This is a genomic window from Roseovarius ramblicola, assembly GCF_042430665.1.
Lineage (GTDB): Bacteria > Pseudomonadota > Alphaproteobacteria > Rhodobacterales > Rhodobacteraceae > Roseovarius > Roseovarius ramblicola.
This window is the reverse complement of the sequence record NZ_JBHMEC010000026.1, coordinates 128,597-152,440: the sequence shown is the minus strand read 5'-3', so window position 1 is coordinate 152,440 and position 23,844 is coordinate 128,597. Positions and strand designations below refer to the sequence as shown.

At 66.6% G+C, this 23,844-nt stretch carries 20 protein-coding genes and 1 tRNA gene; 12 read left to right on the top strand and 9 right to left on the bottom strand.

All coding sequences use genetic code 11. The features are described from left to right. Positions 1-54: 54 nt before the first annotated feature. The 4 genes from ACFFU4_RS15570 to ACFFU4_RS15555 all read right to left on the bottom strand — a co-directional run bounded on the left by ACFFU4_RS15570 (position 55) and on the right by ACFFU4_RS15555 (position 4,803). On the bottom strand, positions 55-2,748 hold the full coding sequence (locus ACFFU4_RS15570) for an ATP-binding protein (protein ID WP_377070739.1): 2,694 nt from the start codon (positions 2,746-2,748) through the stop codon (positions 55-57). Next, positions 2,745-3,041 carry a hypothetical protein gene (locus ACFFU4_RS15565; protein WP_377070738.1) on the bottom strand — a complete coding sequence of 99 codons (297 nt, stop codon included), beginning with the start codon at positions 3,039-3,041 and terminating at the stop codon, positions 2,745-2,747. The genes ACFFU4_RS15570 and ACFFU4_RS15565 overlap by 4 nt, the downstream gene beginning before the upstream one ends. After that, the gene (locus ACFFU4_RS15560) at positions 3,038-3,406 is read right to left on the bottom strand and encodes a response regulator transcription factor (protein ID WP_377070737.1); all 369 of its coding nucleotides are present in this window, start codon (positions 3,404-3,406) and stop codon (positions 3,038-3,040) included. The genes ACFFU4_RS15565 and ACFFU4_RS15560 overlap by 4 nt, the downstream gene beginning before the upstream one ends. Before the next feature lie 86 nt (positions 3,407-3,492). Beyond that, positions 3,493-4,803: a helix-turn-helix domain-containing protein gene (locus tag ACFFU4_RS15555; protein WP_377070736.1), complete on the bottom strand. Its 1,311-nt coding sequence runs from the start codon at positions 4,801-4,803 to the stop codon at positions 3,493-3,495. Positions 4,804-5,026: 223 nt separating this feature from the next. Here ACFFU4_RS15555 and ACFFU4_RS15550 point away from each other — a divergent pair, with 223 nt between their 5' ends. The 9 genes from ACFFU4_RS15550 (at position 5,027) to ACFFU4_RS15510 (ending at position 15,644) form a co-directional block, all read left to right on the top strand. After that, the gene (locus tag ACFFU4_RS15550; protein WP_377070735.1) at positions 5,027-6,379 is read left to right on the top strand and encodes a substrate-binding protein; all 1,353 of its coding nucleotides are present in this window, start codon (positions 5,027-5,029) and stop codon (positions 6,377-6,379) included. A 103-nt stretch (positions 6,380-6,482) separates the two neighbouring features. Beyond that, positions 6,483-7,514 carry a branched-chain amino acid ABC transporter permease gene (locus ACFFU4_RS15545; RefSeq protein WP_377070734.1) on the top strand — a complete coding sequence of 344 codons (1,032 nt, stop codon included), beginning with the start codon at positions 6,483-6,485 and terminating at the stop codon, positions 7,512-7,514. 4 nt (positions 7,515-7,518) lie between these two features. Continuing rightward, the gene (locus ACFFU4_RS15540; protein ID WP_377070733.1) at positions 7,519-8,721 is read left to right on the top strand and encodes a branched-chain amino acid ABC transporter permease; all 1,203 of its coding nucleotides are present in this window, start codon (positions 7,519-7,521) and stop codon (positions 8,719-8,721) included. A gap of 12 nt (positions 8,722-8,733) precedes the next feature. Beyond that, a complete protein-coding gene (locus ACFFU4_RS15535) occupies positions 8,734-9,489 on the top strand; it encodes an ABC transporter ATP-binding protein (RefSeq protein WP_377070732.1) in 756 nt (251 codons plus the stop codon). 15 nt (positions 9,490-9,504) lie between these two features. Next, entirely contained in the window at positions 9,505-10,260 is a 756-nt protein-coding gene (locus tag ACFFU4_RS15530) for an ABC transporter ATP-binding protein (RefSeq protein WP_377070731.1), read from the top strand. A gap of 91 nt (positions 10,261-10,351) precedes the next feature. Continuing rightward, positions 10,352-12,301 (top strand): acetate--CoA ligase, encoded by a 1,950-nt coding sequence (acs, locus tag ACFFU4_RS15525; RefSeq protein WP_377070730.1) that lies wholly within the window; start codon positions 10,352-10,354, stop codon positions 12,299-12,301. A gap of 234 nt (positions 12,302-12,535) precedes the next feature. After that, entirely contained in the window at positions 12,536-14,341 is a 1,806-nt protein-coding gene (locus ACFFU4_RS15520) for an autotransporter domain-containing protein (RefSeq protein WP_377070729.1), read from the top strand. A gap of 109 nt (positions 14,342-14,450) precedes the next feature. Beyond that, a complete protein-coding gene (locus ACFFU4_RS15515; RefSeq protein WP_377070728.1) occupies positions 14,451-15,044 on the top strand; it encodes an ImuA family protein in 594 nt (197 codons plus the stop codon). Positions 15,045-15,080: 36 nt separating this feature from the next. Next, positions 15,081-15,644, top strand: a complete 564-nt coding sequence (locus tag ACFFU4_RS15510; RefSeq protein ID WP_377070727.1) for a YceI family protein — start codon at positions 15,081-15,083, stop codon at positions 15,642-15,644. A gap of 158 nt (positions 15,645-15,802) precedes the next feature. On the opposite strand, the gene ACFFU4_RS15505 is transcribed toward ACFFU4_RS15510, so the two are convergent. The 5 genes from ACFFU4_RS15505 to pdxH form a co-directional block, all read right to left on the bottom strand. Continuing rightward, a complete protein-coding gene (locus ACFFU4_RS15505) occupies positions 15,803-19,459 on the bottom strand; it encodes a vitamin B12-dependent ribonucleotide reductase (protein WP_377070725.1) in 3,657 nt (1,218 codons plus the stop codon). Positions 19,460-19,851: 392 nt separating this feature from the next. Next, a tRNA-Pro gene (locus tag ACFFU4_RS15500) sits at positions 19,852-19,928 on the bottom strand. 64 nt (positions 19,929-19,992) lie between these two features. Beyond that, positions 19,993-20,511, bottom strand: coding sequence for a DUF192 domain-containing protein (locus ACFFU4_RS15495; RefSeq protein ID WP_377070724.1), 519 nt, complete (start codon positions 20,509-20,511; stop codon positions 19,993-19,995). Beyond that, on the bottom strand, positions 20,481-21,014 hold the full coding sequence (locus tag ACFFU4_RS15490) for a cold-shock protein (protein WP_377070723.1): 534 nt from the start codon (positions 21,012-21,014) through the stop codon (positions 20,481-20,483). The genes ACFFU4_RS15495 and ACFFU4_RS15490 overlap by 31 nt, the downstream gene beginning before the upstream one ends. Before the next feature lie 124 nt (positions 21,015-21,138). Continuing rightward, on the bottom strand, positions 21,139-21,741 hold the full coding sequence (gene pdxH / locus ACFFU4_RS15485; protein WP_377070722.1) for a pyridoxamine 5'-phosphate oxidase: 603 nt from the start codon (positions 21,739-21,741) through the stop codon (positions 21,139-21,141). A 159-nt stretch (positions 21,742-21,900) separates the two neighbouring features. On the opposite strand from pdxH, the gene fabI reads away from it, so the two are divergent. Genes fabI through gpt form a run of 3 tightly spaced genes read left to right on the top strand, consistent with a single transcriptional unit; the run spans position 21,901 to position 23,829 of the window. Continuing rightward, positions 21,901-22,707, top strand: a complete 807-nt coding sequence (fabI, locus tag ACFFU4_RS15480; RefSeq protein ID WP_377070721.1) for an enoyl-ACP reductase FabI — start codon at positions 21,901-21,903, stop codon at positions 22,705-22,707. 10 nt (positions 22,708-22,717) lie between these two features. Further along, entirely contained in the window at positions 22,718-23,323 is a 606-nt protein-coding gene (locus tag ACFFU4_RS15475) for a LysE family translocator (protein ID WP_377070720.1), read from the top strand. 5 nt (positions 23,324-23,328) lie between these two features. Next, positions 23,329-23,829, top strand: a complete 501-nt coding sequence (gene gpt / locus ACFFU4_RS15470; RefSeq protein ID WP_377070719.1) for a xanthine phosphoribosyltransferase — start codon at positions 23,329-23,331, stop codon at positions 23,827-23,829. Positions 23,830-23,844: the final 15 nt, after the last annotated feature.

Below are 23,844 nucleotides of genomic sequence, written 5' to 3'. Positions count from 1 at the left end.
CCGGCACCGACCCTAGGGACGGCGGGTTACGATTCCGCTAACCGCCGCGCGGGGCTATTGCGCCGCCATCCGCCCCGGCAGCGGCAGGCTCACCCGGAACGCCGCCCCCGTCTGCCCCGGCAGGTAGGATACGCTGCCCCCCAGCCGCGCCATGATCTCGCGGCAGATGGCAAGACCCAGCCCCGCCCCCCCGGCCTTGGTCTCGCCGATGCGCGAGAATTTCTCGAAGATCACCGCCTGCATCTCGGTCGGGATGCCGCCGCCATTGTCGGTGAAATCCACCACCAGATGATCGCCGCTCACCGCCGGGCGGATCGACAGCACCGCCGGGTCGGCATCGCAATACTTGCGGGCGTTGCTGACCAGGTTGATGAACACCTGCGCCAACCGGTCGAGATCGGTGCTGAGACCGACCTGTTCGGCCTCGCGGTCGCGGCGCACGGTGAAATGCTCGCTTTCGCCGCCCGCGGCGCGCACCGCCCGGTCGATCAGCGCTTCCAGCGTGCCGGACTGCACGTTGAGATCGACTTGCCCGTTCTCCAGCACGCTGAGGTCGAGCAGATCGTCGAGCAGCCGGGTGAGCCGCACGGTCTCGTCATGGATGATGGCGGCGTATTTGTGCTTGTCCCCGGCGCTGAGATCGTCGGTGTCGCGCAGGATTTCGGAGAACGCCCGGATCGAGGTCATCGGCGTGCGCAGCTCGTGGCTGATCTGCGACAGGAAGCCGTCCTTCTGCACCGATATCTGGGTGAGCTTCTCGTTGGCCTGCCGCAATTGCCGGGCGGTGCGCGCCAGTTCCTGGCTCTTGGCCTCCAACTGGCTGGAATATTCCATGATCTGCGCGGTCTCGTCGGCCACCGCCATCAGGTCGCGCACCGAGACCGCCGCCCCGCCGACGATCTGCGCGATCATCGCGTGCGCCGTCGCCGCCCCCACCGATCCGGCGAGGACACGTTCAAGCTCCTGCAGGAAATCGGGGCTCGGCTCGGGCAGATAGCCCGCCACCCCCTGCCGCCCGGCGGCCGCCGAAAACAGCGCCTGCGCCTCGCGCGCGCCCATGATGCGCTGCGCCATGATCAGCAGATCCTCGCTTTGGGCCATGCCGCCCGACCAGCCCCCCGGGGTGCCGGAATGGTCAAAGACGTTGACGAATTGCGCCCCCTGCAACCGTTCCAGCGGCTGCGGAAAGCTCAGCAGCGAACCGAGCAGGAACGCGCCCGAATTCAGCAGCAGCGACCACATCAGCGCGTGCAGGACCGGGTCCATCCCCTCGGCCCCGAAGAGCGCGTAGGGCCGCAGCCAGCCGATGCCCCACGGCCCCGCCGCGTGCAGCGCCTCGGACATGAACACCGCCGGGCCGAAGCTCGGCAAAAACAGGCAGTAGAGCCAGACCGCCGCCCCCGCGCACAGCCCGGCGAGCGCGCCCGTGCGCGTCGCCCCGCGCCAGAACAGGCCGCCCATCAATGCGGGCAGGAACTGTGCCACGCCGACGAAGGCGATCAGCCCCATCGCCGCCAGCGCCGTGCCGCCGCCGGAAATGCGGAAATAGATATAGCCGAGGAACAGCACGCCGATGATGCTGATCCGCCGCGCCGTCAGCGCGACGTTGCGCACGTCGCCCGACACCATCGCCGCGCCGCCCGAATAGTGCAGCCAGATCGGCATGACGACATGGTTGGACACCATCGTCGACAGCGCGATCGCGGCCACGATCACCATCGAGGTGGCGCTGGAAAAGCCGCCGAGAAATGACAGGATCGCCAGCCCGTCGCGCCCCTCCATCAGCGGCACCGTCAGCACGAAGAGGTCCGGGTTGGTGCCTGCGGGCATCACGTCGAGCCCGATCACCGCGATCGGCACGACGAACAGGCTCATCAGCATCAGGTAGCCGGGGAACGCCCAGGCGGCGGTGCGCAGGTGGTCCTCGTCCTCGTTCTCGACCACCATCACCTGGAACATCCGCGGCAGGCACAGGAACGCCATCGCCGACAGCATGGTCAGCCCCACCCAGCGCCCGGCGGAGACATCGAAGCGCGATATCTCGGACGCCTCGATCCGGTCGAGCATGGCACCGACGCCCCCCGCCAGCCCCCAGACCACGAACACCCCCACCGCCAGCAGCGCGCAGAGCTTGACCACCGCCTCCATCGCGATCGCCATGACCACGCCGTGATGGCGCTCGTTGGCGTCGAGGTTACGGGTGCCAAAGAGGATGGTGAACACCGCCAGCCCCGCCGCCACCCACAGCGCGGTGGATTGCATGTCCGCCAGCGGCGCGGCGGGCGCGCCCGGTTCGGCAAAGGCGGCGAAGGCCGAAAACGACAGCGTCACCGATTGCAGTTGCAGCGCGATATAGGGCGTGGTGCCGATCACCGCGAGCACGGTGACCAGCACCGCCAGCAGGTTGGACTTGCCGTAGCGCGACGAGATCAGGTCGGCGATCGAGGTGATGCGCTGGCTGCGCCCCACCCGCACCAGGCGGCGCAGCGTCCACCACCAGCCGATCATCACCAGCGTCGGACCGAGGTAGATGGTGACAAATTCCAGCCCGGAGCGCGCGGCAAACCCCACCGCGCCGTAGAATGTCCAGGCGGTGCAGTAGATCGACAGCGACAGCGTGTAGACGACGGGCGAGCGCAGCCACCGCACCCGCCCCTGCCGCGCGGCGCGATCGGCACCGAACGCCACCCCGAAGAGCAGCACCACGTAGAGCAGACAGACCAGCACGAGGATGTTGAGAACGGTCATTCCATCCCCCCGCCGTCTCCCTTCGTGCCGCCGTCATCCGCCCTGCCGGCCTCGTCCTCGTTGCCCCGCAGGTGCCGCGACACCAGCGCCGAGACCACGACCAGCGCCGCCCAGAGACCGAACACGTAGATCAGCGCCGCCACCGTGCGGGCACCGCCACCGGCCCCCTGCCACAGCAGCGGCACGCAGAGCAGGACTCCGCCCGCCAGCGGCAGCAGGCGCGCGGCATCGGCCATCCGGCGGCGGCGATAGCTGCGCCGTGCGAGAAAGACCGAAACGCGCTCGGGGCTCATGTCCCCGCCAGCGCGCGCACCGCGTCGAGAACGTCGGCGTTGGAGAACGGCTTGGTCATGTAGCGGCTGGCGCCGGCGCGCTCGGCCATCTCGCGGTCGCGGGTCTGGCCGCGGGCGGTCAGCATCAGCACCGGCACGGTGGCGAAATCGGCATCGGCGCGGATCTCCGACAGGATGTCGTAGCCGCTCTTGCCCGGCAGCATCACGTCGAGAATGATGAGATCCGGCGCGCGCCGCCGCACCGCGTCCATCGCGTCATGGCCGTTGGCATGGGTTTTCACATCCCAGCCGTCGCGCGACAGGATGAAGCTCACCGCCTCGATGATGTTCGGTTCGTCCTCGATCAGCAGGACCGTCTTTCCCATGCCATCGGCCTCCCCTCCGATGAGACGGCACATGCCGCCACCGCGCAACTATTCCCAAATTCGCCCGCACTGTCAAAAGCCCTCTGTCAGAAGCCCTCTGCCAGGATCGACGGCTCGCGCCGGGCTGCGCAGTCGGCCAGCGGGCAAATGCGGCAGCTCACGCCGATCTCCTCCGGCGCGCCCGCCGCCCCGCCCGGATCGGGCAGGAGCAGCATATGCGCGCGCACCGGCACGGGCCGGTCGAACCCGACCGGCCCCTCCGGGCCGGCCACCGCCAGCGCCTCGACCACCTCGCCGCCGCGCCCGGCCTGCCGCACGCGGCGGCGCAGCGGTGCCAGCGGCTGCGCCAGCGCCCGGTAGAGCGGCCAGAGCGCGCAGGCCCCCGCCAGCCGCGGCATCGCGAATCCCTCGATCGGCTTGCGGAAGATCAGCGTGCCGGAGGCATCGCAGATCACCAGCCCGACCGGCCCGGCCTCGGACCCGGGCATCGCCGCCAGCCGCCGGAACACCTGCGCCAGCCCCGCGCCGGTGGCCTCGGCCAGGCCTGCGGGGTTCGGGCCCAGCGTGCGCAGGCGCGCGAGAAAGGTGGCCATCGGCAGGGCGCGCGCGTCCTCAAGGTAGCGGGTCAGCACCGCGCCCAGCAGCGTCTGGGCCGGCCCCGACAGCCCGCGCCCGGCCTCGTCGCGCACCAGCCGCGCCACCGCCTGCGGCCCCGCCACCTCGCGCTCCAGTTCGGCGAAGTGAAAGCCGCGCGCCGCCAGCACCGCGTGCATCTCGTCCTGCGGCGACTGAACCTCGGCATCGCGGTTGGGCGCGCCCTCCAGATACTTGACCAGCGCCTGCGCGCCCTCGGTCAGGCGGGCGCTGTCCTCGTTGATGTTGCGGTGAAAGCGCGCGGTCCACTCGGGCTCCAGCTCCTCGGTGTCCACCAGAATCGACGAGGTCGAGCGGATCGCGGTCACCGCCGAGATCACCTCGTGCAGCGAATCCGCGAGGAACGGGTCGTGCGCCAGCCGGTCGGTCAGCGTCTCGATGGTGCGCTCCATCTCCTGGTTGCGGCGGTAGAGCCCGGTGACCAGCCCCGCCCAGCCGGGAAAGCGCTCGGCGAATTCCTCGGCGCGGTCGCGCTCGGGCGCGGCATCGTCCGCCGCCCCTGCCGCCTCGCGCAGCCCCGACACCAGCGTCGCCGCCGCGCCCTCGCTCAGCAGCGACGGCTCGACATCGAGCGCGTCCGCCAGCCGCAACAACGTCTTGCCGCCGATTCTGCGGCGGTTATGCTCGATCAGATTGAGGTAGGAGGGCGAGATTCCCACCCGCTTGGCCAGGTCGGTCTGCCGTATCCCGGCGAGCACCCGCCTCTCACGGATGCGTGTGCCGATCATGAACCGTTCGGACATGGGCTTTTTCCCCGCTTCGCGCTGGACTTGCTGCACCTGCGTGATAACTTCTTTACAACATGATGGACGAGGATGTCGATTTTTTTACAAAATAAATGTTTCCATAAAGGCGCTTGTTGCGAAATTTTCTGCCGACCCCCCATAATCGAGGCGTGCAGGTTTGCCCTGCGCCCGGGGCCATGCGGAGGAGCATGCCCCACAAGGATCATAATGGGAGGATTCCATGTCCAAATCGAACTTCACCCGTCGCGGTGTGCTCAAGACCAGTGCCATCGCGGGCGCCGGTGTCGCACTGCCGACGATCTTCACCGCGTCGAGCGCCGCAGCCTACACCAACGAACCCACGGGCAGCACGGTCACGCTCGGCTTCAACGTGCCGCAGACCGGACCCTATGCCGACGAGGGCAATGACGAGCTTCTCGCGCAGCGGCTCGCGGTCGAGCACCTCAACGGCGAGGGCGACGGCGGCTGCCTCAACACGTTCACGTCCAAGGCCCTCAAGGGCAACGGCATCCTCGGCAAGAAGGTCGACTTCGTCACCGGCGACACGCAGACCAAGTCCGACGCCGCCCGCGCCAGCGCCAAGTCGATGATCGAAAAGGACGGCGCCATCATGATCAACGGCGGCTCGTCCTCGGGCGTCGCCGTCGCGGTTCAGGGCCTGTGCCAGGATGCGGGCGTCATCTTCATGGCCGGCCTGACGCACTCCAACGACACCACCGGCAAGGACCGCAAGGCAAACGGCTTCCGCCACTTCTTCAACGCCTACATGTCGGCCGCCGCTCTTGCGCCGGTGCTGGCCAAGGAGTTCGGCGAGGATCGCCGCGCCTACCACCTGACCGCCGACTACACCTGGGGCTGGACCCAGGAGGAATCGATCAAGGCGGCGACCGAGGCGATGGGCTGGGAGACCGTGAACGCGGTCAAGACGCCGCTCGCGGCGACCGATTTCTCGTCCTACATCGCGCCGGTCCTGAACTCGGGTGCCGACGTGCTGGTGCTCAACCACTACGGCGGTAACATGGTCAACTCGCTGACCAACGCGGTGCAGTTCGGCCTGCTCGACAAGATGGCCAACGGCAAGGACTTCAAGATCGTCGTGCCGCTCTATTCCGAACTGATGGCCGCCGGTGCCGGCGAGAACATCAAGGGCGTGCTGGGCTCGATGAACTATAACTGGCAGCTCGACAACGAGGGCTCCAAGGCGTTCGTCAAGTCCTTCGGCGAGAAGTACGGCAAGCCGCCGTCGAACTCGGCACAGACCTGCTACGCGCAGGTGCTGCTCTATGCCGATGCCTGCCAGCGTGCCGGCACGTTCAACCCCTGCGGCGTCGGCGAGGCCCTCGAAGGCTTCGAGTTCGACGGCCTGGGCAACGGCCCGACGCTGTATCGCGCCGACGATCACCAGTGCTTCAAGGACGTGCTCGTCGTGCGGGGCGCACAGAACCCGACCAACCAGTACGACACGCTGGAAATCGTCGAGGTCACGCCGACCGATCAGGTGATGTACGCACCGGATCACCCGATGTTCGGCGGCAAGGACGCATCCCTGGGCGAGTGCAACCCGGGCGCCTGAACCTTCTCGAAAAAGACCTCCGGTCGCGCAACCGCGCGCGACCGGACCCGCGCCGCAGCCCGACAGCGATCTGCGGCGCGCTTTCAACCCATAGGTGGGACCGATGGACGTCATTCTTCTGCAAATCCTCAACGGGCTCGACAAGGGGTCTGCCTACGCGCTGATCGCGCTGGGCCTGACCCTGATCTTCGGCACGCTCGGCGTGGTCAACTTCGCGCATGGTGCGCTCTTCATGATCGGCGCGTTCTGCGCGGTCACGTTGCAAAAGTTCCTGTCGCTCAGCCACACGGTCATAGACGAGAGCCAGACCGATTTCCTCGGCAACCCGCTGAAGGTCGAGAAGCCCTATATCATGGACTGGTTCGGCCCCGAGATCGGCGGCGGGATCATCGAATGGTCGGTGCCGCTGTCGATCCTGTTCGCAATCCCCGTCATGGTCGCTGTCGGCTTCGCGATGGAGCGCGGCCTGATCAAGCATTTCTACAAGCGCCCCCACGCCGATCAGATCCTGGTGACCTTCGGTCTGGCCATCGTGCTTCAGGAAATCATCAAGTATTTCTTCGGTGCCAACCCGATCCCCACCCCGGCCCCCGATGCGCTGTCGGGCAGTATCGACCTGGGCGTGATGATCGGCTTCGAGGTCAACGAGATCGTCTACCCACTCTGGCGCATGGTCTATTTCGCCTTCGCGGCGGTGATCATCGGCGCGGTGTTCGCCTTCCTGCAATTCACCACCTTCGGCATGGTGGTGCGCGCCGGCATGGCCGATCGCGAGACGGTGCAGCTTCTTGGCATCAATATCGACCGCCGGTTCACCATCATGTTCGGCATCGCCGCGGGGGTGGCCGGGCTGGCGGGGGTGATGTACACCCCGATCAACCCGCCCAACTATCACATGGGCATGGATTTCCTCGTGCTCAGCTTCGTGGTGGTCGTCGTCGGCGGCATGGGCAGCCTGCCCGGCGCCGTGCTCGCCGGGTTCCTGCTGGGCATCCTCGAAAGCTTTGCCTCGACAACCTGGGCCACCACCACCATCCCCGGCATCAACCAGGTTATCATATACCTTGTCGCCATCGTCGTCCTGCTGACCCGCCCGCGCGGTCTGATGGGACGCAAAGGCGTGATGGAGGAGTGACCCCATGTTTGGACTGTACAAGAAAGACGCGCTTCTCTTCCTCGTCGTCATCGCGATCACGCTGCTGGCACCGTTCCTGCTCAACCCGTTCCCCGAAGGCAGCGGCATGGCACAGTTCAACGCGGGCTACCCTGACCTGCTCCAGCGATTCGCGATCTACGGCATCTTCGCGATCGGCTTCAACATCCTCTTCGGCCTCACCGGCTATCTCAGCTTCGGGCACGCGGCCTTTCTCGGCGTGGGCTCCTACGCCGCGGTCTGGATGTTCAAGCTGTTCACCTACAACGTGGTGCCGGCCATCGCCTTTGCGGTGATCATCGCGGCGATCTTTTCGGTGCTGATCGGCTACATCTCGCTGCGCCGGTCGGGGATCTACTTTGCGATCCTGACGCTGGCCTTTGCGCAGATGTCCTTTGCCCTGGCCTATTCGGTGCTGTCGAACCCCAAGTTCAACCTCACCAATGGCGAGACGGGCCTGCAGGTCTACAGCAATGACCTGCAGATGTTCCATCGCGAGGGGCTGCCCGACATGCCGCATATCTTCGGCCTGTCGGTCCGCGCCAGTTACGAGCTGGAGCTGGGCGGGTGGTCGTTTACCTTCAACGTCGGGTATTACCTGTGCGCCCTCATCATGCTGGTCGCCTTCTACTTCGCGATCCGGCTGTTCCGCTCGCCCTTCGGGATGATGCTGCGGGCGATCAAGTCCAACAACACCCGCATGACCTATACCGGCCTCAACGCCAAACCCTACGCGCTCGCGGCGTTCGTGATCTCGGGCATGTATGCCGGGCTCGCAGGCGGCCTGCTGGCGGCCATGGACCCGCTCGCGGGGGCAGAGCGCATGTTCTGGACGGCCTCCGGCGAGGTGGTGCTGATGACGATTCTCGGCGGAGCGGGCACGCTGATCGGGCCGGTGCTGGGCGCGGGTCTCATCAAGTACATGGAAAACATCGTCTCCAAGATCAACGACAATGTCCTGCACCAGTGGTTCGCCTTCCTGCCCGACGGGATGGAGGATGCGGTTGTCGCCCTCATCCACCCGTTCGTGGGCAAGGGCTGGCACCTGACGCTGGGCATGATCTTCGTGCTGGTGGTGATCTTCCTGCCGGGCGGTCTCGTCGAGGGCGGGCAGCGTATCGCGCGCCTGTTCCGCAGCAAGAAGACCCGCGAGGCCGAAAAGGCCTCTCAATCCACCCCCGCCGAATAAGGAGCGCACGACATGGGCATTCTCGAAGTCAAGAACGTCAACAAGCGCTTCGGCGGGTTGCAGGCGCTCGGTGACGTCAATCTCAGCGTCGCCGAGAACAGTTGCCACGCCATCATCGGCCCCAACGGCGCGGGCAAGTCCACCCTGCTCAACGTCCTGATCGGCAAGCTGATCCCGGATACCGGCTCGGTCATGTTCCAGGGCCAGTCGGTGCTGGGGCGCAAGCCCTACGAGATCAACCAGATGGGCATTTCCCGGGTGTTCCAGACGCCGGAAATCTTCGGCGATCTCAGCGTGCTGGAAAACATGATGATCCCGATCTTCGCGCGGCGCGACGGGGTGTTCCGCATGCACGCCTACGAGAACTCGGTCAACGAGGCCGAGATCGTCGATCAGGCCGAAACGATGCTGGAGCATCTCGGCCTCGCCGAACAGCGCCACGCGCACTCGGCGTCGATGTCGCGCGGCAACAAGCGGCGGCTGGAAATCGGCATGTGCCTCGCGCAGGAGCCCAGGCTGCTTCTGCTCGACGAGCCGACGGCGGGCATGGCGCGCGCCGACACCAACAACACCATCGACCTGCTGAAACAGATCAAGGACGAGCGCGACATCACCATCGCGATCATCGAGCACGACATGCATGTCGTGTTCTCCCTCGCCGAGCGGATCACCGTGCTGGCGCAGGGCAGCCCGCTGGTCGAGGACACCCCCGAAAACATCAAGGGCCATCCCAAGGTGCGCGAAGCGTATCTTGGCGAGAGCGCCTGACGAGGAGCGCGCACCATGAACGTCAAGCCGGACTTTTCAAAGGGCGTGAGCCACGCCGAAACCGCCCCCGCCTTTCTCTCCGTGTGGAACATGGAGAGCTATTACGGCGAGAGCTACATCGTCCAGAACATCAGCTTCAACGTCCACGAGGGCGAGATCCTGGCTCTTCTGGGCCGCAACGGCGCGGGCAAGACCACCACCCTGCGCTCCATCGCCCGCATGGACAGCCCCGAGTTGCGGCACGGCGAAATCTGGCTCGACCATCAACCGCTCCACAGCATGAGGAGCCACGAGGCGTCGGCGGCGGGCATCGGCCTCGTGCCCGAGGATCGCTGCATCATCTCCGGCCTCACCGTCGAGGAAAACCTGCAACTCGCGCAGATCGCCCCGCCGGTCGGCTGGTCCATCGAGCGCCTCTACGAGCTGTTCCCGCGCCTGCGCGAGCGCCGCAAGCAGGAGGGCACGACGCTCTCGGGCGGCGAACAGCAGATGCTCGCCGTGGCCCGTGCGCTGGCGCGCGACATCAAGGTGCTGCTGCTGGATGAGCCCTACGAGGGCCTTGCCCCGGTGATCGTTGACGAGATCGAGAAAACCCTGCGCATCATCAAGGAGCAGGGCATCACCACCGTCATCGTCGAACAGAACGCGGTGCGCGCGCTGGAACTCGCGGACCGCGCCGTGATCCTCGACACCGGCGGGATCGTGTTCGACGGCACCGCCGCCGAAGTGCTTGAAAACGAAGAGTTGCGCAGCGAATACCTGGCCATCTGAGACCCACGCGCCCGCCCCGCCGTCGTTCTCCCTGTTGACAGCGGGGCGGTTGTCATCTTCGATCCAACCGCATCAGCGAGGAGGAGCCATCATGTCCGATCAGACCTACGCCCCGAGTGCGGATTTTGCCGCGAATGCCCATATCGACGCCGCGAAATACAAGGAAATGTATGCCGCCTCGGTGAATGATCCCGAGGCGTTCTGGCGCGAGCACGGCCAGCGCCTCGACTGGATCAGGCCCTACAGCCGCGTCAAGGACGTGAATTTCGACTTTGGCAGCGTCTCGATCAAGTGGTTCGAGGACGGCACGCTCAACGTCGCCGCCAACTGCATCGACCGCCATCTGGCGGAACGCGGCGATCAGACCGCGATCATCTGGGAGCCGGACGAGCCCGGCGACGAGGCGCTGCACATCTCTTACAAGGAGTTGCACGCGCAGACCTGCAAGATGGCCAACGTGCTGAAGGCCCTCGGGGTTGGCAAGGGCGACCGCGTCGTGATCTACCTGCCGATGATCCCCGAGGCCGCCTATGCGATGCTCGCCTGCGCGCGGATCGGGGCGATTCACTCGGTGGTGTTCGCCGGATTCTCGCCCGACGCGCTCGGCGCGCGCGTCAACGGCTGCGACGCCAAGGTGGTGATCACCGCCGACGAGGCGCCGCGCGGCGGCCGCGCGACCAAGCTCAAGGACAATGTCAACCAGGCGCTGCTGCACGACACGCGCGACGTCAAGGCGCTCGTGGTGCGCCGCACCGGCGGGCAGGTGGCGTGGCGGCGCGATCTCGATTTCTGGTGGCATGAAGAGGCCGAAAAGGTCAGCCCCGATTGCCCGCCCGAGGAGATGGGCGCCGAAGATCCGCTGTTCATCCTCTACACCTCCGGCTCCACCGGGCAGCCCAAGGGCGTGGTCCACACCTCCGGCGGCTACCTCGTCTATGCCGCGATGACGCAGGAACTGGTGTTCGACTACCACGAGGGCGACGTGTTCTGGTGCACCGCCGATGTCGGCTGGGTCACCGGCCACAGCTATATCGTCTACGGCCCGCTGGCCAACGGCGCGACCACCCTGATGTTCGAGGGTGTGCCGACCTATCCCGACGCAAGCCGCTTCTGGCAGGTCTGCGAGAAACACAAGGTCAACCAGTTCTACACCGCCCCCACCGCGATCCGCGCGCTGATGGGCCAAGGCACCGAATATGTCAGCCGCTGCGATCTCTCGTCGCTCAAGGTGCTGGGCACCGTGGGCGAGCCGATCAACCCCGAGGCGTGGACCTGGTACAACGACAACGTCGGTCAGGGCCGCTGCCCGATCGTCGACACCTGGTGGCAGACCGAAACCGGCGGCCACCTGCTGACCCCCCTGCCCGGCGCCATCCCGACCAAGCCCGGCAGCGCCACGCTGCCGTTCTTCGGGGTGGAGCCCGCCGTTCTCGAGCCGGAATCGGGTAAGGAAATCACCGATACCGAAGCCTCCGGCGTGCTCGCCCTCAAGGATAGCTGGCCCGGCCAGATGCGCACCGTCTGGGGCGATCACGAGCGGTTCGAGGCGACGTATTTCCAGCAATACAAGGGCTATTACTTCTCCGGCGACGGCTGCAAGCGCGACGCCGACGGCTATTACTGGATCACCGGCCGAGTCGATGACGTGATCAACGTGTCGGGGCACCGCATGGGCACGGCGGAGGTCGAGAGCGCCCTCGTCGCCCATGCCAAGGTCGCCGAGGCGGCGGTGGTGGGCTATCCGCACAGCATCAAGGGTCAGGGGATCTACGCCTACGTCACCCTGATGAACGGGGTGGAGCCGACCGAGGCGTTGCGCAAGGAACTGGAAGCCTGGGTCCGCACCGAGATCGGCCCGATCGCCAAGCCCGACCTGATCCAATGGGCGCCGGGCCTGCCGAAAACCCGCTCGGGCAAGATCATGCGCCGCATCCTGCGCAAGATCGCCGAGGACGATTACGGCGCGCTCGGCGACACCTCGACACTGGCCGACCCGTCGGTGGTCGACGAGCTGATCGAGAACCGCATGAACCGCGGCTGAGCCCGCGCCCGGCCCCCCGGGGAGGCCCCGGGGGCGCTTTTCGCCCTGTCGCCAAGGGATGTGACCGCGCCGCAACACATGCGGACGCGTTATTTTGCGTGCCGCAATTTCTTGACCGGATGCTCACGAAAAACTTACTCTTTGTGATGTGGGTATGATTCAGGCGGCTCGCCTGGTGTGGCTGCCGTGTCGAGTGTGTTGAATTCTTTATAATTTTCCGGGGAGGGGCCTTCCATGAAACACCAGCGCAGCGCGTTTATTCTCGCCAGCAGCATCACCGCAATCGTGGCGATCGGAACCCAGGGTCAGGCGCAATCGACCGCGAACCTCATCTTCGCCGTGGACGAATCGGGGTCCATGAGCGGCGAGCAAACCTTCCTCGGCAACTTTGCGGCCGATATCGACACCGCCCTCACCGGCGCGGGCTTCTCGACCGTGAATTTCGGCCTCACCGGGTTCGGCAACGGCATCGGGGGCGATTTCGGTGCCGACAATCTCGGGCGGTCGCTCGACGTGGGCGGCGCGCTCCTCGGGTCTGCCGCCGACTTCTCTACCGCAACCGGCAACCTCGTGCTGGATGGCGGTTTCGAGGACGGGTTTTCCGCCATCGACTTCATCCTCAACACCTATCCGATCACCGCCGGAACCAGCACCACCGTGATCCTCGTCACCGACGAGGACCGCGACGACGGCAACGCCGCCCTGACCTTCGGCAGCATCTCCGGCGATCTCAACGCCAACGGCATCAACCTGATCTCGATCGTGGATGCCGATTTCGAGGACAACATCGGCACCACCGCGATCGGGACCGACGGCACCACCGCCTTTGTGCAGGACGGCACCTCCTTCACCACCGCCCCGTTCGGCTCCGTCACGGCTGCCGACGGGTCGACCGAGGCGGATTACATCGACCTCGCCCTCGCGACGCCCAATGGCTGCGCCGCCAGCCTCAACGAGCTGCGCGACGGCGGTGACACGGCGACGGCGTTCTCGGCGGTGCTGCTGCAATGCCTGACGGTCGCGGCGCAGGGCGGCGGTGGCATGCTTCCGCTCAACCAGTATCGCGACAGCACCACCGTAATCATGGAGAACCACCGCGCGCAGGTGCGGCGGCTCGCCTTCGGGCCCGGCGCGATCCTGAACCCGGGCGAGGAAACGGTGACGCAGGACGCGCAGGTGGCCGAGGACATGTTCAACATGGCCGGGGTACGGGGCTATGCCATGGTCTCGGGCTATAGCGGCGATTACGACGCGTTCGGCAGCAATGTCGGCCTCGATTACGACGGTTACGGCTTCATCGTGGGGGCCGATCATACCCGCGACCTCGCCTCGGGCACGACCCGCTTCGGGCTCTCGATCGGGCATGACGAGCTTGGCGCCGATCAGAAGAATTCACGCTCGTCGCTCGAAACCGACGCCACCACCCTGCAAGTCTATGCCGCCTACGCGCGGCCCGATGGTCTCTACGTGCAGGGCAACGCCCAATACGCCTGGCACGATTTCGAGAACCGCCGGGTGACGGGCACGACAGCCTTTGTCGGCGACCCCGACGGCGAATCCTACAGCGTCGAGGCCGAGGTCGGCTATCGCAACGGGCCGATGCCGCTGGGCAAGGGACCCGGCAGCGGTGCCGCGCTTTTCGTGACCCCGTTCGCGGCGCTGGGATACGAGCATCACTCCGTGGACGGCTACACCGAGAGCAACAACGGCGTGCAGGTCGACGATTTCGACGAGGGTACCGGCTATGGACGGCTCGGTGTCCGCGCGATGGTCGAGAAGCTTCAGCAGGGCAACCGCTATTACAGCGCGATCGAGATCTCCGGAACCGGCAATTTCAGCGGCACGTCGCAACAGGTCGCGCTCAACGGCGGCGCGTCGCGGGCGCCGATCTCGTCGCGGGACGACCTGCGCCTCGATGTCCGGCTGGAGGCCGGTGCGGAACTCAGCGCCAACAGTGCGATCTTCATCAACGTCAACGGCGGCTTTTCCGACAATTCCGAGCAATACGCGGCGACCGCCGGGATCAAGCTGAATTTCTGATCCGCGATCCGTGCCTGTCACCCGGCCCGGTGCGCCCCCGCGCACCGGGCCGTTCGCGTGCCGGTCTTCGCCCCTTGCGAACATAACAAGAACATTTTATCCTCCCACCATGACCGCCCTCGCCCGCCCCCTGCACCCGGCCCGCGCCATCGCGGGCCCCCTCGCCCTCGCCCCCGGGCGGCTGCACGAGGGCTGCGGGGCGGCGCGGCACACATGGGCGATGCTGGTGGCGGGCGCGCTGTCGGGGCCGGTGCTGTGGATCGCGCCGGCCTGGGCCACCGACCGCCCCGATCCCTGCGGTATCGCCCCATGGGCCGAGCCGGGGCGGCTGATCTTTGTCACCCCCGACCACCGCCCCGACCTGCTTTCGTGCATGGAGGAGGCGCTGCGCAGCGGCGCGGTGCCGCTGGTGGTGGCCGACCTGCCCGCCGCCCCCGGCCTCACCCCCGTGCGCCGCCTGCACCTCGCCGCCGAGGAGGGCAGCAGCCGCGCAGCGCGGCCCCCGCTCGGGCTGATCCTGACACCGGGCGAGGGCGGCGCGCCGGGGGTCGAGAGCCGCTGGCACATGGCCCCCGACCACCTCGCGCAGGCCGACCGGTGGCACCTCGCCCGCCGCCGCGACCGCAGCGCGCCGCCCGCCGAGTGGCGCCTCTCGGGCGGTCCCGGTGCCCGTCCAGGCACCTGGGCAGTCGAGCAGATGTGACCACCGCCCGCCCCCCGCCGCGCGTATAAGGCGCGCATGATCCGCCTCGCCCTCGCCGCCCTTCTCATCGCCGCGCAGGCCCTCGCCGCGCCCGCGCCCTACCGGCTCGACACCGACCGCTCGGTGGTGGGCTTTACCTACAGCCTCGCCGGGAACGCCGGGCGCGGCACCATGCCGGTCGCCTCCGCCGACATGGTGCTCGACCTCGCGAACCCGGGCCAAAGCCGCGTCACCGTCACCCTCGACGCCAGCGGCGCGCGCGCGGGCTTCTTCCTCGCCACGCAGGCGATGAAGGGGCCGCAGGGCCTCGACACCGCGCGCCACCCCTCGATCACCTTCCGCTCCACCGCCATCACCGGCACGCTGGGCAAGGCGCGGGTCGAAGGGTTGCTCACGGTGCGCGGCACCACCCGCAAGGTGACGCTCGACGCCGGCCTTTACCGTCAGCGCGGCACCGACGCGGCGGACCTCACTCGCCTCACCGTGCTGCTGACCGGCCAGGTCGACCGGCATGATTTCGGCGTCACCGGCTTTCCCGGCCTCGTCGGCCCGATGATCGGCCTGCGGATCGTGGCGCGGATCGCGCGGTACGGGGAATAGTCCCGGTCAGGCAAAGGAGTGAGCAAAAAAAGGGGGCCCGTGAGCCCCCTGTCAGTGTCGCGGATCGGATGGTACGTTCACTGCCCGACCATGTCATTGCCTGTGTGTCCGATCCGCGTCCGGGGCGAGCGCACCCGCCCCCGAACCTCATGTCCCGCTCAGCTACACCCGCTCGTCGAGCCGCAGGTGTTGCACTTCATGCAGGTGCCGTTGCGCACCAGCGTGTAGTTGCCGCATTCGCCGCAGGCCTCGCCCTCGAAGCCCTGCATCCGCGCCTTGGTGCGGGCGTCCATCGACGTGGCACCGGAGGCGGCGGCGATGGCCGTGCGGCTGATCCCGACCGTCTCGGTGCTGCGCTGCATGGTCAGGCCCGTCTCTATCCCGGAGAGCGTGGCAGCGCCCTGCCCGCCCTGCAGCACCACGAGCTCCTGCGGAAGGCGCTTGCGCAGGTAGCCCGAGGAGCTGATCTGCTTGAGCACATCCAGCGAGCGGCTCGCCGCCTCGCCCGACATTTCCCTGATGTTGCTCACGCCTTCCTCTTCGCCGCGGCCGAGGTCATCGAACGAGGCGCCTTCGGGCTTGACGTGGGCAAGGTCGGTGCGGTCGAGATAGCTCACCGCCAGTTCACGGAAGATATAGTCGAGGATCGAGGTGGCGTTCTTGATGCTGTCATTGCCCTGCACGAGGCCGGCGGGCTCGAACTTGGTGAAGGTGAAGGCATCGACGAATTCCTCCAGCGGCACGCCGTATTGCAGGCCGACCGAGACGGCGATGGCGAAATTGTTCATCATCGCCCGAAAGCCCGCGCCCTCCTTGTGCATGTCGATGAAAATCTCGCCCAGCTTGCCATCGCCATATTCGCCGGTGCGCAGATACACCTTGTGGCCGCCGACGATGGCCTTTTGGGTGTAGCCCTTGCGCCGCTCGGGCAGCTTGTCGCGGGCGGCGCGGATCACCTCCTTGATCACCACCTTCTCGACGATCTTCTCGGCCAGCACGGCGGCCTTTTCATGGGTGCTGCCGGTCTCCAGCACCTCGGCGGCCTCGTCGTCATCCTCGACCAGGGCCGATGCCAGCGGCTGGCTGAGCTTGGAGCCGTCGCGGTAGAGCGCGTTGGCCTTGACGCCCAGCGACCACGACAGCTCATACGCCTTCTGGCAATCCTCGATGGTAGCATAGTTGGGCATGTTGATGGTCTTGGAGATGGCGCCCGAGATGAAGCTCTGTGCCGCGGCCATCATATGGATGTGGCTGTCCACCCCGAGGAAACGGCGACCCTTGCGGCCACAGGGGTTGGCGCAGTCGAAGACGTGGTAATGCGCCGGGTCGAGATGCGGCGCCCCCTCAAGCGTCATGGTGCCACAGACGTGATCGTTGGCCGCCTCGATCTCGCGCCGGGAATAGCCCAGCGACGCCAGCAGATCGAAGGTGGGATCGTTGAGCTTCTCCGCCGGAATGCCGAGCACCTCGTGGCAGAATTCCTCACCCAGCGTCCACTGGTTGAACACGAAGCGGATGTCGAAGGCCGCGCCGAGCGCCTTTTCGATGCGCGCCAGTTCCTGCTCGCCGAAGCCGTGGCCGATCAGCGAGGTGTGGTTGATCCCCGGCGCGTTGCCAAGGCTGCCGTGACCGACCGCGTAGCTGACGATCTCCTCGACCTGCGCGGGGGAGTAGCCCAGCTTGGTCAGCGCCGCCGGCACCGACTGGTTGATGATCTTGAAGTAGCCGCCGCCGGCCAGCTTCTTGAACTTGACCAGCGCGAAATCGGGCTCGATGCCGGTGGTGTCGCAATCCATCACCAGCCCGATCGTCCCGGTGGGGGCGATCACCGTTGTCTGCGCGTTGCGGTAGCCGTGCGCCTCGCCGAGGCTCAGCGCCTCGTCCCACGCCGCGACCGCCAGCTTGGCGAGCCGCGCATCGGGGCAGTTGGCATGGTCGAGCGGTACGGGCTTGACGGCCAGCGCCTCGTAGCCGTCGGTGTCGCCGCGCGCGGCGCGGCCGTGGTTTCGGATGACACGCAGCATGTGCCCAGCGTTGCGCTCATAGCCCGCGAAGGGCCCAAGCTCGCCCGCCATCTCGGCCGAGGTGGCGTAGGCGACGCCGGTCATGATCGCGGTGAGCGCGCCGCACATGGCGCGGCCCTCGTCGGAATCGTAGCCCAGCCCCATGTTCATCAGAAGCCCGCCGATATTGGCATAGCCAAGGCCCAGCGTGCGGAAATCAAAGCTCAGCCGCGCGATCTCTTTTGACGGGAATTGCGCCATCAGCACGCTGATTTCCAGCGTCACGGTCCAGAGGCGCGTGGCGTGCATGTAGGCCTCGGCGTCGAACGCGCCATCCTCGTAGAACTTCAGCAGGTTCATCGAGGCCAGGTTGCAGGCCGTGTCGTCGAGGAACATGTATTCCGAGCACGGGTTGGAGCCACGGATCGCACCATCCTCGGGGCAGGTGTGCCAGGCATTGACCGTATCGTGATACTGGATGCCCGGATCGGCACAGGCCCACGCGGCGTGGCCGACATCTTCCCACAGGTCGCGGGCCTTGATGGTCCGGGCCACCGACCCGTCCACACGGTTGATCAGCGACCAGTCGGCGTCATCCCTGACCGCCTTGAGGAAGGCATCGGTCACGCGGATCGAGTTGTTGGAATTCTGACCGGAGACGGAGGCGTAGGCCTCGGAATCCCAATCGGTGTCGTAGGTCGGGAACTCGATGCTGCCATAGCCCTGTTTGGCATAGTCGAGCACGCGCTTGACGTAGGTCTCGGGAATGTGGGCGCGCTTGGCGCCGCGGATGGCGGTCTTGAGGGCCGCGTTTTGGCTTGGGTCGACGGCGTCCTCGGTGCTGCCGTCCCATTCGCGGATCGCGGCGAAAATCTCGTTGAGTTTCGCCTCGTGGGCCTTGGACCCGGCGACGATGCTGGCGACCTTCTGCTCTTCCTTGACCTTCCAGTTGATGAATTCCTCGATGTCGGGGTGATCGGCGTCGCAGATCACCATCTTGGCGGCGCGGCGCGTGGTGCCGCCCGACTTGATCGCGCCCGCCGCGCGATCGCCGATTTTCAGGAACCCCATGAGGCCCGAGGACTTGCCGCCGCCAGAGAGCTTTTCGCCCTCGGCACGGAGCGAGGAAAAGTTGGTGCCGGTGCCCGAGCCGTACTTGAACAGCCGCGCCTCGCGCACCCAAAGGTCCATGATGCCGCCGTCGCCGACGAGGTCGTCGCGCACCGACTGGATAAAGCAGGCATGCGGCTGCGGATGCTCGTAGGCGGATTTGGAGCGGGTGAGCTTGCCGGTCTCGTGATCGACGTAGTAGTGGCCCTGCCCCGGACCGTCGATGCCGTAAGCCCAGTGCAGCCCGGTGTTGAACCATTGCGGCGAGTTGGGGGCCGCCATCTGGCGCGCCAGCATCACGCGCATCTCGTCAAAATAGGCGCGGGCGTCCGACTCGGAGCTGAAATAGCCGCCCTTCCAGCCCCAATAGGCCCAGGCCCCGGCGAGCCGGTCGAACACCTGCCGCGCGCTGGTCTCGCCGCCGAAGCCGTCATTGTCCTTGGCCGCGCGCGAGCGCCACAGGAATTCGGGGACGCCCTTTTCCTTCACGCGCTCCAGCTTGTTGGGCACGCCCGCCTTGCGGAAATACTTTTGCGCGATCACGTCGCTGGCGACCTGGCTCCATCCGGCGGGCACCTCGATCCCGTCCAGGCGGAACACGGTGCTGCCGTCCGGGTTGCGGATTTCGGAACTGGTGGTGACGAAGCCGAGCGCGGCATAGGCGTCCTGTCCGGCGGTGGTGAATTTGCGGTCGATTTTCATCTGTCTGCCCCGTAATCGCGTTGCGTGCGGCCTTGCGGCCCGCTTGTGGCGGGTTGATCGGCCATGCCCGTTGCGCCCGAAAGGGGCGCGGGCACCGGTCCGGTTGCTCCGCCTGGTCTATGTCTGGTTTACCGTCCCTGCGGCTCCGGCCACTATATGTTGTGGCGTTTCGAGCCGCCCACACAAACTGACGTAGATTGTGGTCTCAGGTCAACGGAAAAAATCGCCTGTCCGCGTGAAAAACCATTTGACTGCGGAGGCGGTGCCGGGCCGCTCATCGGGCCTTGATTCCCCGGCAGCGGGCGCGGCCGCGGAAAGCGCTTGGACGCCCGGCGGTTAGCGGCAAAAGCTGAAGGAACGGGTGAAAATCACATGCCGCCCTTGCAGCGGGATGGTCGGGGCGGCGAGATTCGAACTCACGACCCCCTGTACCCAAAACAGGTGCGCTACCAGACTGCGCCACGCCCCGGACCATGCGTCTAGATAAGCGCCACGACGCGAATTGGAAAGCGGAAACCGGGGCGGCGCGCGGCTTATTCCGCCGCGGCGCAGGGCCAGGCGGCAGCGGCGTCATCGACGGCGGGGTGGCGCATCTCCCAGCCCGGGGCGATGCCGATCCGCCGCGCCATGCCGCCATTTATTTCGAGCACGGTCTGGATACCGGTGCCGCCGAACACCGGCGTCTCGTCCAACGGCCGCGCCTCATGGCCGATCCGGCGCACGGTTCCGGTGGCATCCATGAAGATCATGTCGAGCGGGATCAGCGTGTTCTTCATCCAGAAGCTCACCCGCTGCGGACGCGGATAGACGAACAGCATTCCCGCCGAGGTCGCGAGAGTGTCGCGGTGCATCAAGCCCTGCGCGCGCTCGGCCTCGGTATCGGCAAGCTCGACGCGGAACGCCGCCTCGCCGTCGCCGTCCGGGCCGCGCAGATGCACCATGTCCTGGCTGCAGGGGGCGGCCACCGCCGCGCCGCCAGCGAACACCAGAATGACCGCCCCGACCAGTCGGGTCAGTCGGGTCAGTCGCAAGAACGAATCGCCGCTTCCCATCCGCATACCTCGATCGCCATGCGACCTCTTTTACCATCGATCACGCGAATGGCCAGCGCCTCGCCGGGCTGAACATCGGCGAGACCGGAGCGGCGCAGCACCTCGATATGCAGGAACACGTCCTCGGCGCTGCCGAAGGTGTTGGCAAAGCCGAAGCCCTTGCCCTTGTCGAACCACTTGACACGGGCGGGTTCGAGCGGGGCGGCGCGCAACTCCGCCTCGTCCACGTCCTGGAGATCGGCAAGCCCGGTGCCCTCGGGCTCGTCGGGGGGCTCGATCGCATGGACCTGCACCGCCTGACGACCGCGCGCGGTGTCCTGCACGTCAAGCTCCACCCCGGCGCGATCGGCGACCGAGCTCTGCCCGAAATTGCGCAGCACGTTGGCGTGCAGCAGGATGTCGGGCCCGCCCTCATCGGCCAGGACGAAGCCGAAGCCCTTGACCGGGTCGAACCACTTGACCCGGCCCCTGACCCGGCGGATTTCATTGTCGTCTGTTGTCACTGTCGTCCCACCTAACAGCCTTCATCCCCAAGACTGCCTTCACTGATGCGTCATATTCGAACCCGTATGCAACCTAAAAAATCCCTTTTCAACACAATCCCTTGCATTTCACGCAACGCGAAATTCACGGGTTGAGACGCAGAATTTCCCACGCTTCGCCAGCCGCCCTGCGACGCCAGACAAACCTGTCATGAAGGCGAAACGCGCCGTCCGCCCAGAATTCAATCTCAATCGGCGTGATCTTGAAACCTCCCCAAAAGGATGGGCGGGGCGGGTTGGTGCCCTCTCGCGCGGTGACGCGGGCGACCTTGGCCAGCAGCGCGGTGCGCGAGGCGAGCGGGCGCGACTGTTCGGACGCCCAGGCCCCGAGACGGCTCTTGAGCGAACGGGAGGCGAAATACTCATCCGCCTTCTGCCCCTCCTCCCGCGCGACATGACCGCGAATCCGAAGCTGTCGGCGCAGCGATTTCCAGTGCAGAACGCCCGCCGCCATCGGCCGCGCATCGAGTTCGCGGCCCTTGGCGGAGCCATAATTGGTGTAGAACACGAACCCGTCGGCGGCGATCTCCTTGAGCAGGACCATCCGCACATTGGGCATCCCGTCGGCATCGGCACTGGCCAGCGCCATGGCGTTGGGGTCGTTGATCTCGGCCTCGCCCGCCTCGTCGAGCCAGCGCCGGGCGATCACGAAAGGATCATCGCCGGCGAATATTCCTTCTCTTTCCATTCATCGTCTCCGGTTTTCGGTTTATCAGAGTTTGAAGTGACGCAGGCGCAAGTCAACGTCAATTTCAGGGCCTGCAGCGGCGGCGCAGGATGCGGGCGGGCCTTGATGCACCCTGCCCTATCGCCTAAAGGTCTGGAAAGCGATGAGGCGGGGGCGGGAATGTCGAACTCACTGATGACGGGCAAGCGCGGGCTGATCATGGGGCTTGCCAATGACAAGTCGATTGCGTGGGGCATCGCCAGGGCGTGCGCCGACGCGGGCGCGGAGCTTGCCTTCAGCTACCAGGGCGAGGCATTGAAGAAGCGCGTCGCACCGCTCGCCGCCGAACTCGGGTCGGATATCGTGCTGCCCTGCGACGTGGCCGACATGGCCTCGGTCGACGCGCTCTTCGAGGGGCTGGGGCAACGCTGGGACGGGCTCGATTTCATCGTCCATGCCATCGGCTTCTCGGACAAGACCGAGTTGCGCGGGCGCTATGTGGACACGAGCCGCGAGAATTTCCTGCGCACTATGGATATCTCGGTCTATTCCTTCACCGCCGTGATGCAGCGCGCGGAGAAGATGATGGGCGACGGCGGCTCGGCGCTGACGCTCACCTATTACGGGGCCGAGCAGGTGATGCCGCATTACAACGTGATGGGCGTGGCCAAGGCGGCGCTGGAGGCGTCGGTGAAATACATGGCCGAGGATCTGGGCAAGGACGGCATCCGCGTCAACGCGATCAGCGCCGGGCCGATCCGCACGCTGGCCGCAAGCGGGATCGGCGATTTCCGCTATATCCTGAAGTGGAACGAGCTGAATTCGCCGCTGCGGCGCAACGTGACCATCGACGATGTGGGCCGCTCGGCGCTCTACATGCTCAGCGATCTCGGGTCGGGCGTGACCGGCGAGACGCTGCATGTGGATGCCGGCTATCATATCGTCGGGATGAAGGCCGTGGACGCCCCCGATATCGACGCGACCTGACGGCCCGGCGATGACGGCGTTCGATCTTCTGGCCTTCAACGCGGTTCTCACGGCGGCAATGCTGAGCCCCGGCCCGGCGCTGCTGTTCGCGCTGCGCACCGCGCTGGCCGACGGGCGTGCCGCGGGGGTTGCGGCGGGGCTTGGCCTCGGGCTGGTCGCGGCGCTCTGGACACTGGCGGCGCTGCTGGGGCTGGAGGCGGTGTTCACGCTTTTCCCATGGGCCTACACGGCGCTCAGGCTGGGCGGCGCGGCCTATCTGCTCTGTATCGCGTGGGGGACGTGGCGGGCGGCGCGCGCCCCGGTGGCCGAGACCCCGCAAAAGCCGCGCGGGCGGGCGTTTGTCGATGGTGCGCTGATCAACCTCGGCAACCCGAAATCGGTGCTGTTCGCCGCCTCGGTGCTGGTGGTGGTGTTTCCCAAGGGCCTCTCGGCCACCGAGATCGCGCTCATCACCGCCAATCACATGGCGGTCGAATGGCTGTTCTATACGGGCTTTGCCGTGCTCCTGAGCGGGGCGCCCGCGCGGCGCGGCTATCTCGCCGCGAGACCGTGGATCGACCGGGCGGCGGCGCTGGTGCTTGGCGCGCTCGGCCTCAAACTCCTGACCGACAGGTGATCGCCATGACCCCGGACCGCCTGCCCCATGAAAAGGGATTTCACGTAAGCTGGGATCAGCTCCACCGCGATGCGCGCGCGCTGGCGTGGCGGCTTCAGTCCGAAGCGCCGGAGGGCGGCTGGCGGGCAGTGGTCGCGATCACCCGCGGCGGCATGGCCCCGGCGATGATCGTCGCGCGTGAGCTTGACATCCGCATGGTCGATACGATCAGCGTCAAATCCTACAACCACCAGACGCAATCGGAGCCGGTGGTGATCAAGTCGCCGGACATGGGTCTGATGGGCGATGGCGACGGGGTACTGATCGTCGATGACCTCGTCGATACCGGCCGCACGCTGGAGGTTGTCCGCGCGCACCTGCCCCGCGCCCATGTCGCCACCGTCTATGCCAAGCCGCTGGGGCGCGCGCAGGTGGATACCTTTGTGACCGAGGTGAGCCAGGATACCTGGATCTTCTTTCCCTGGGACATGGCGCTGCAATATGTCGAGCCGTACCGCGGCGCCTGACCCGGCCGCCGCGCG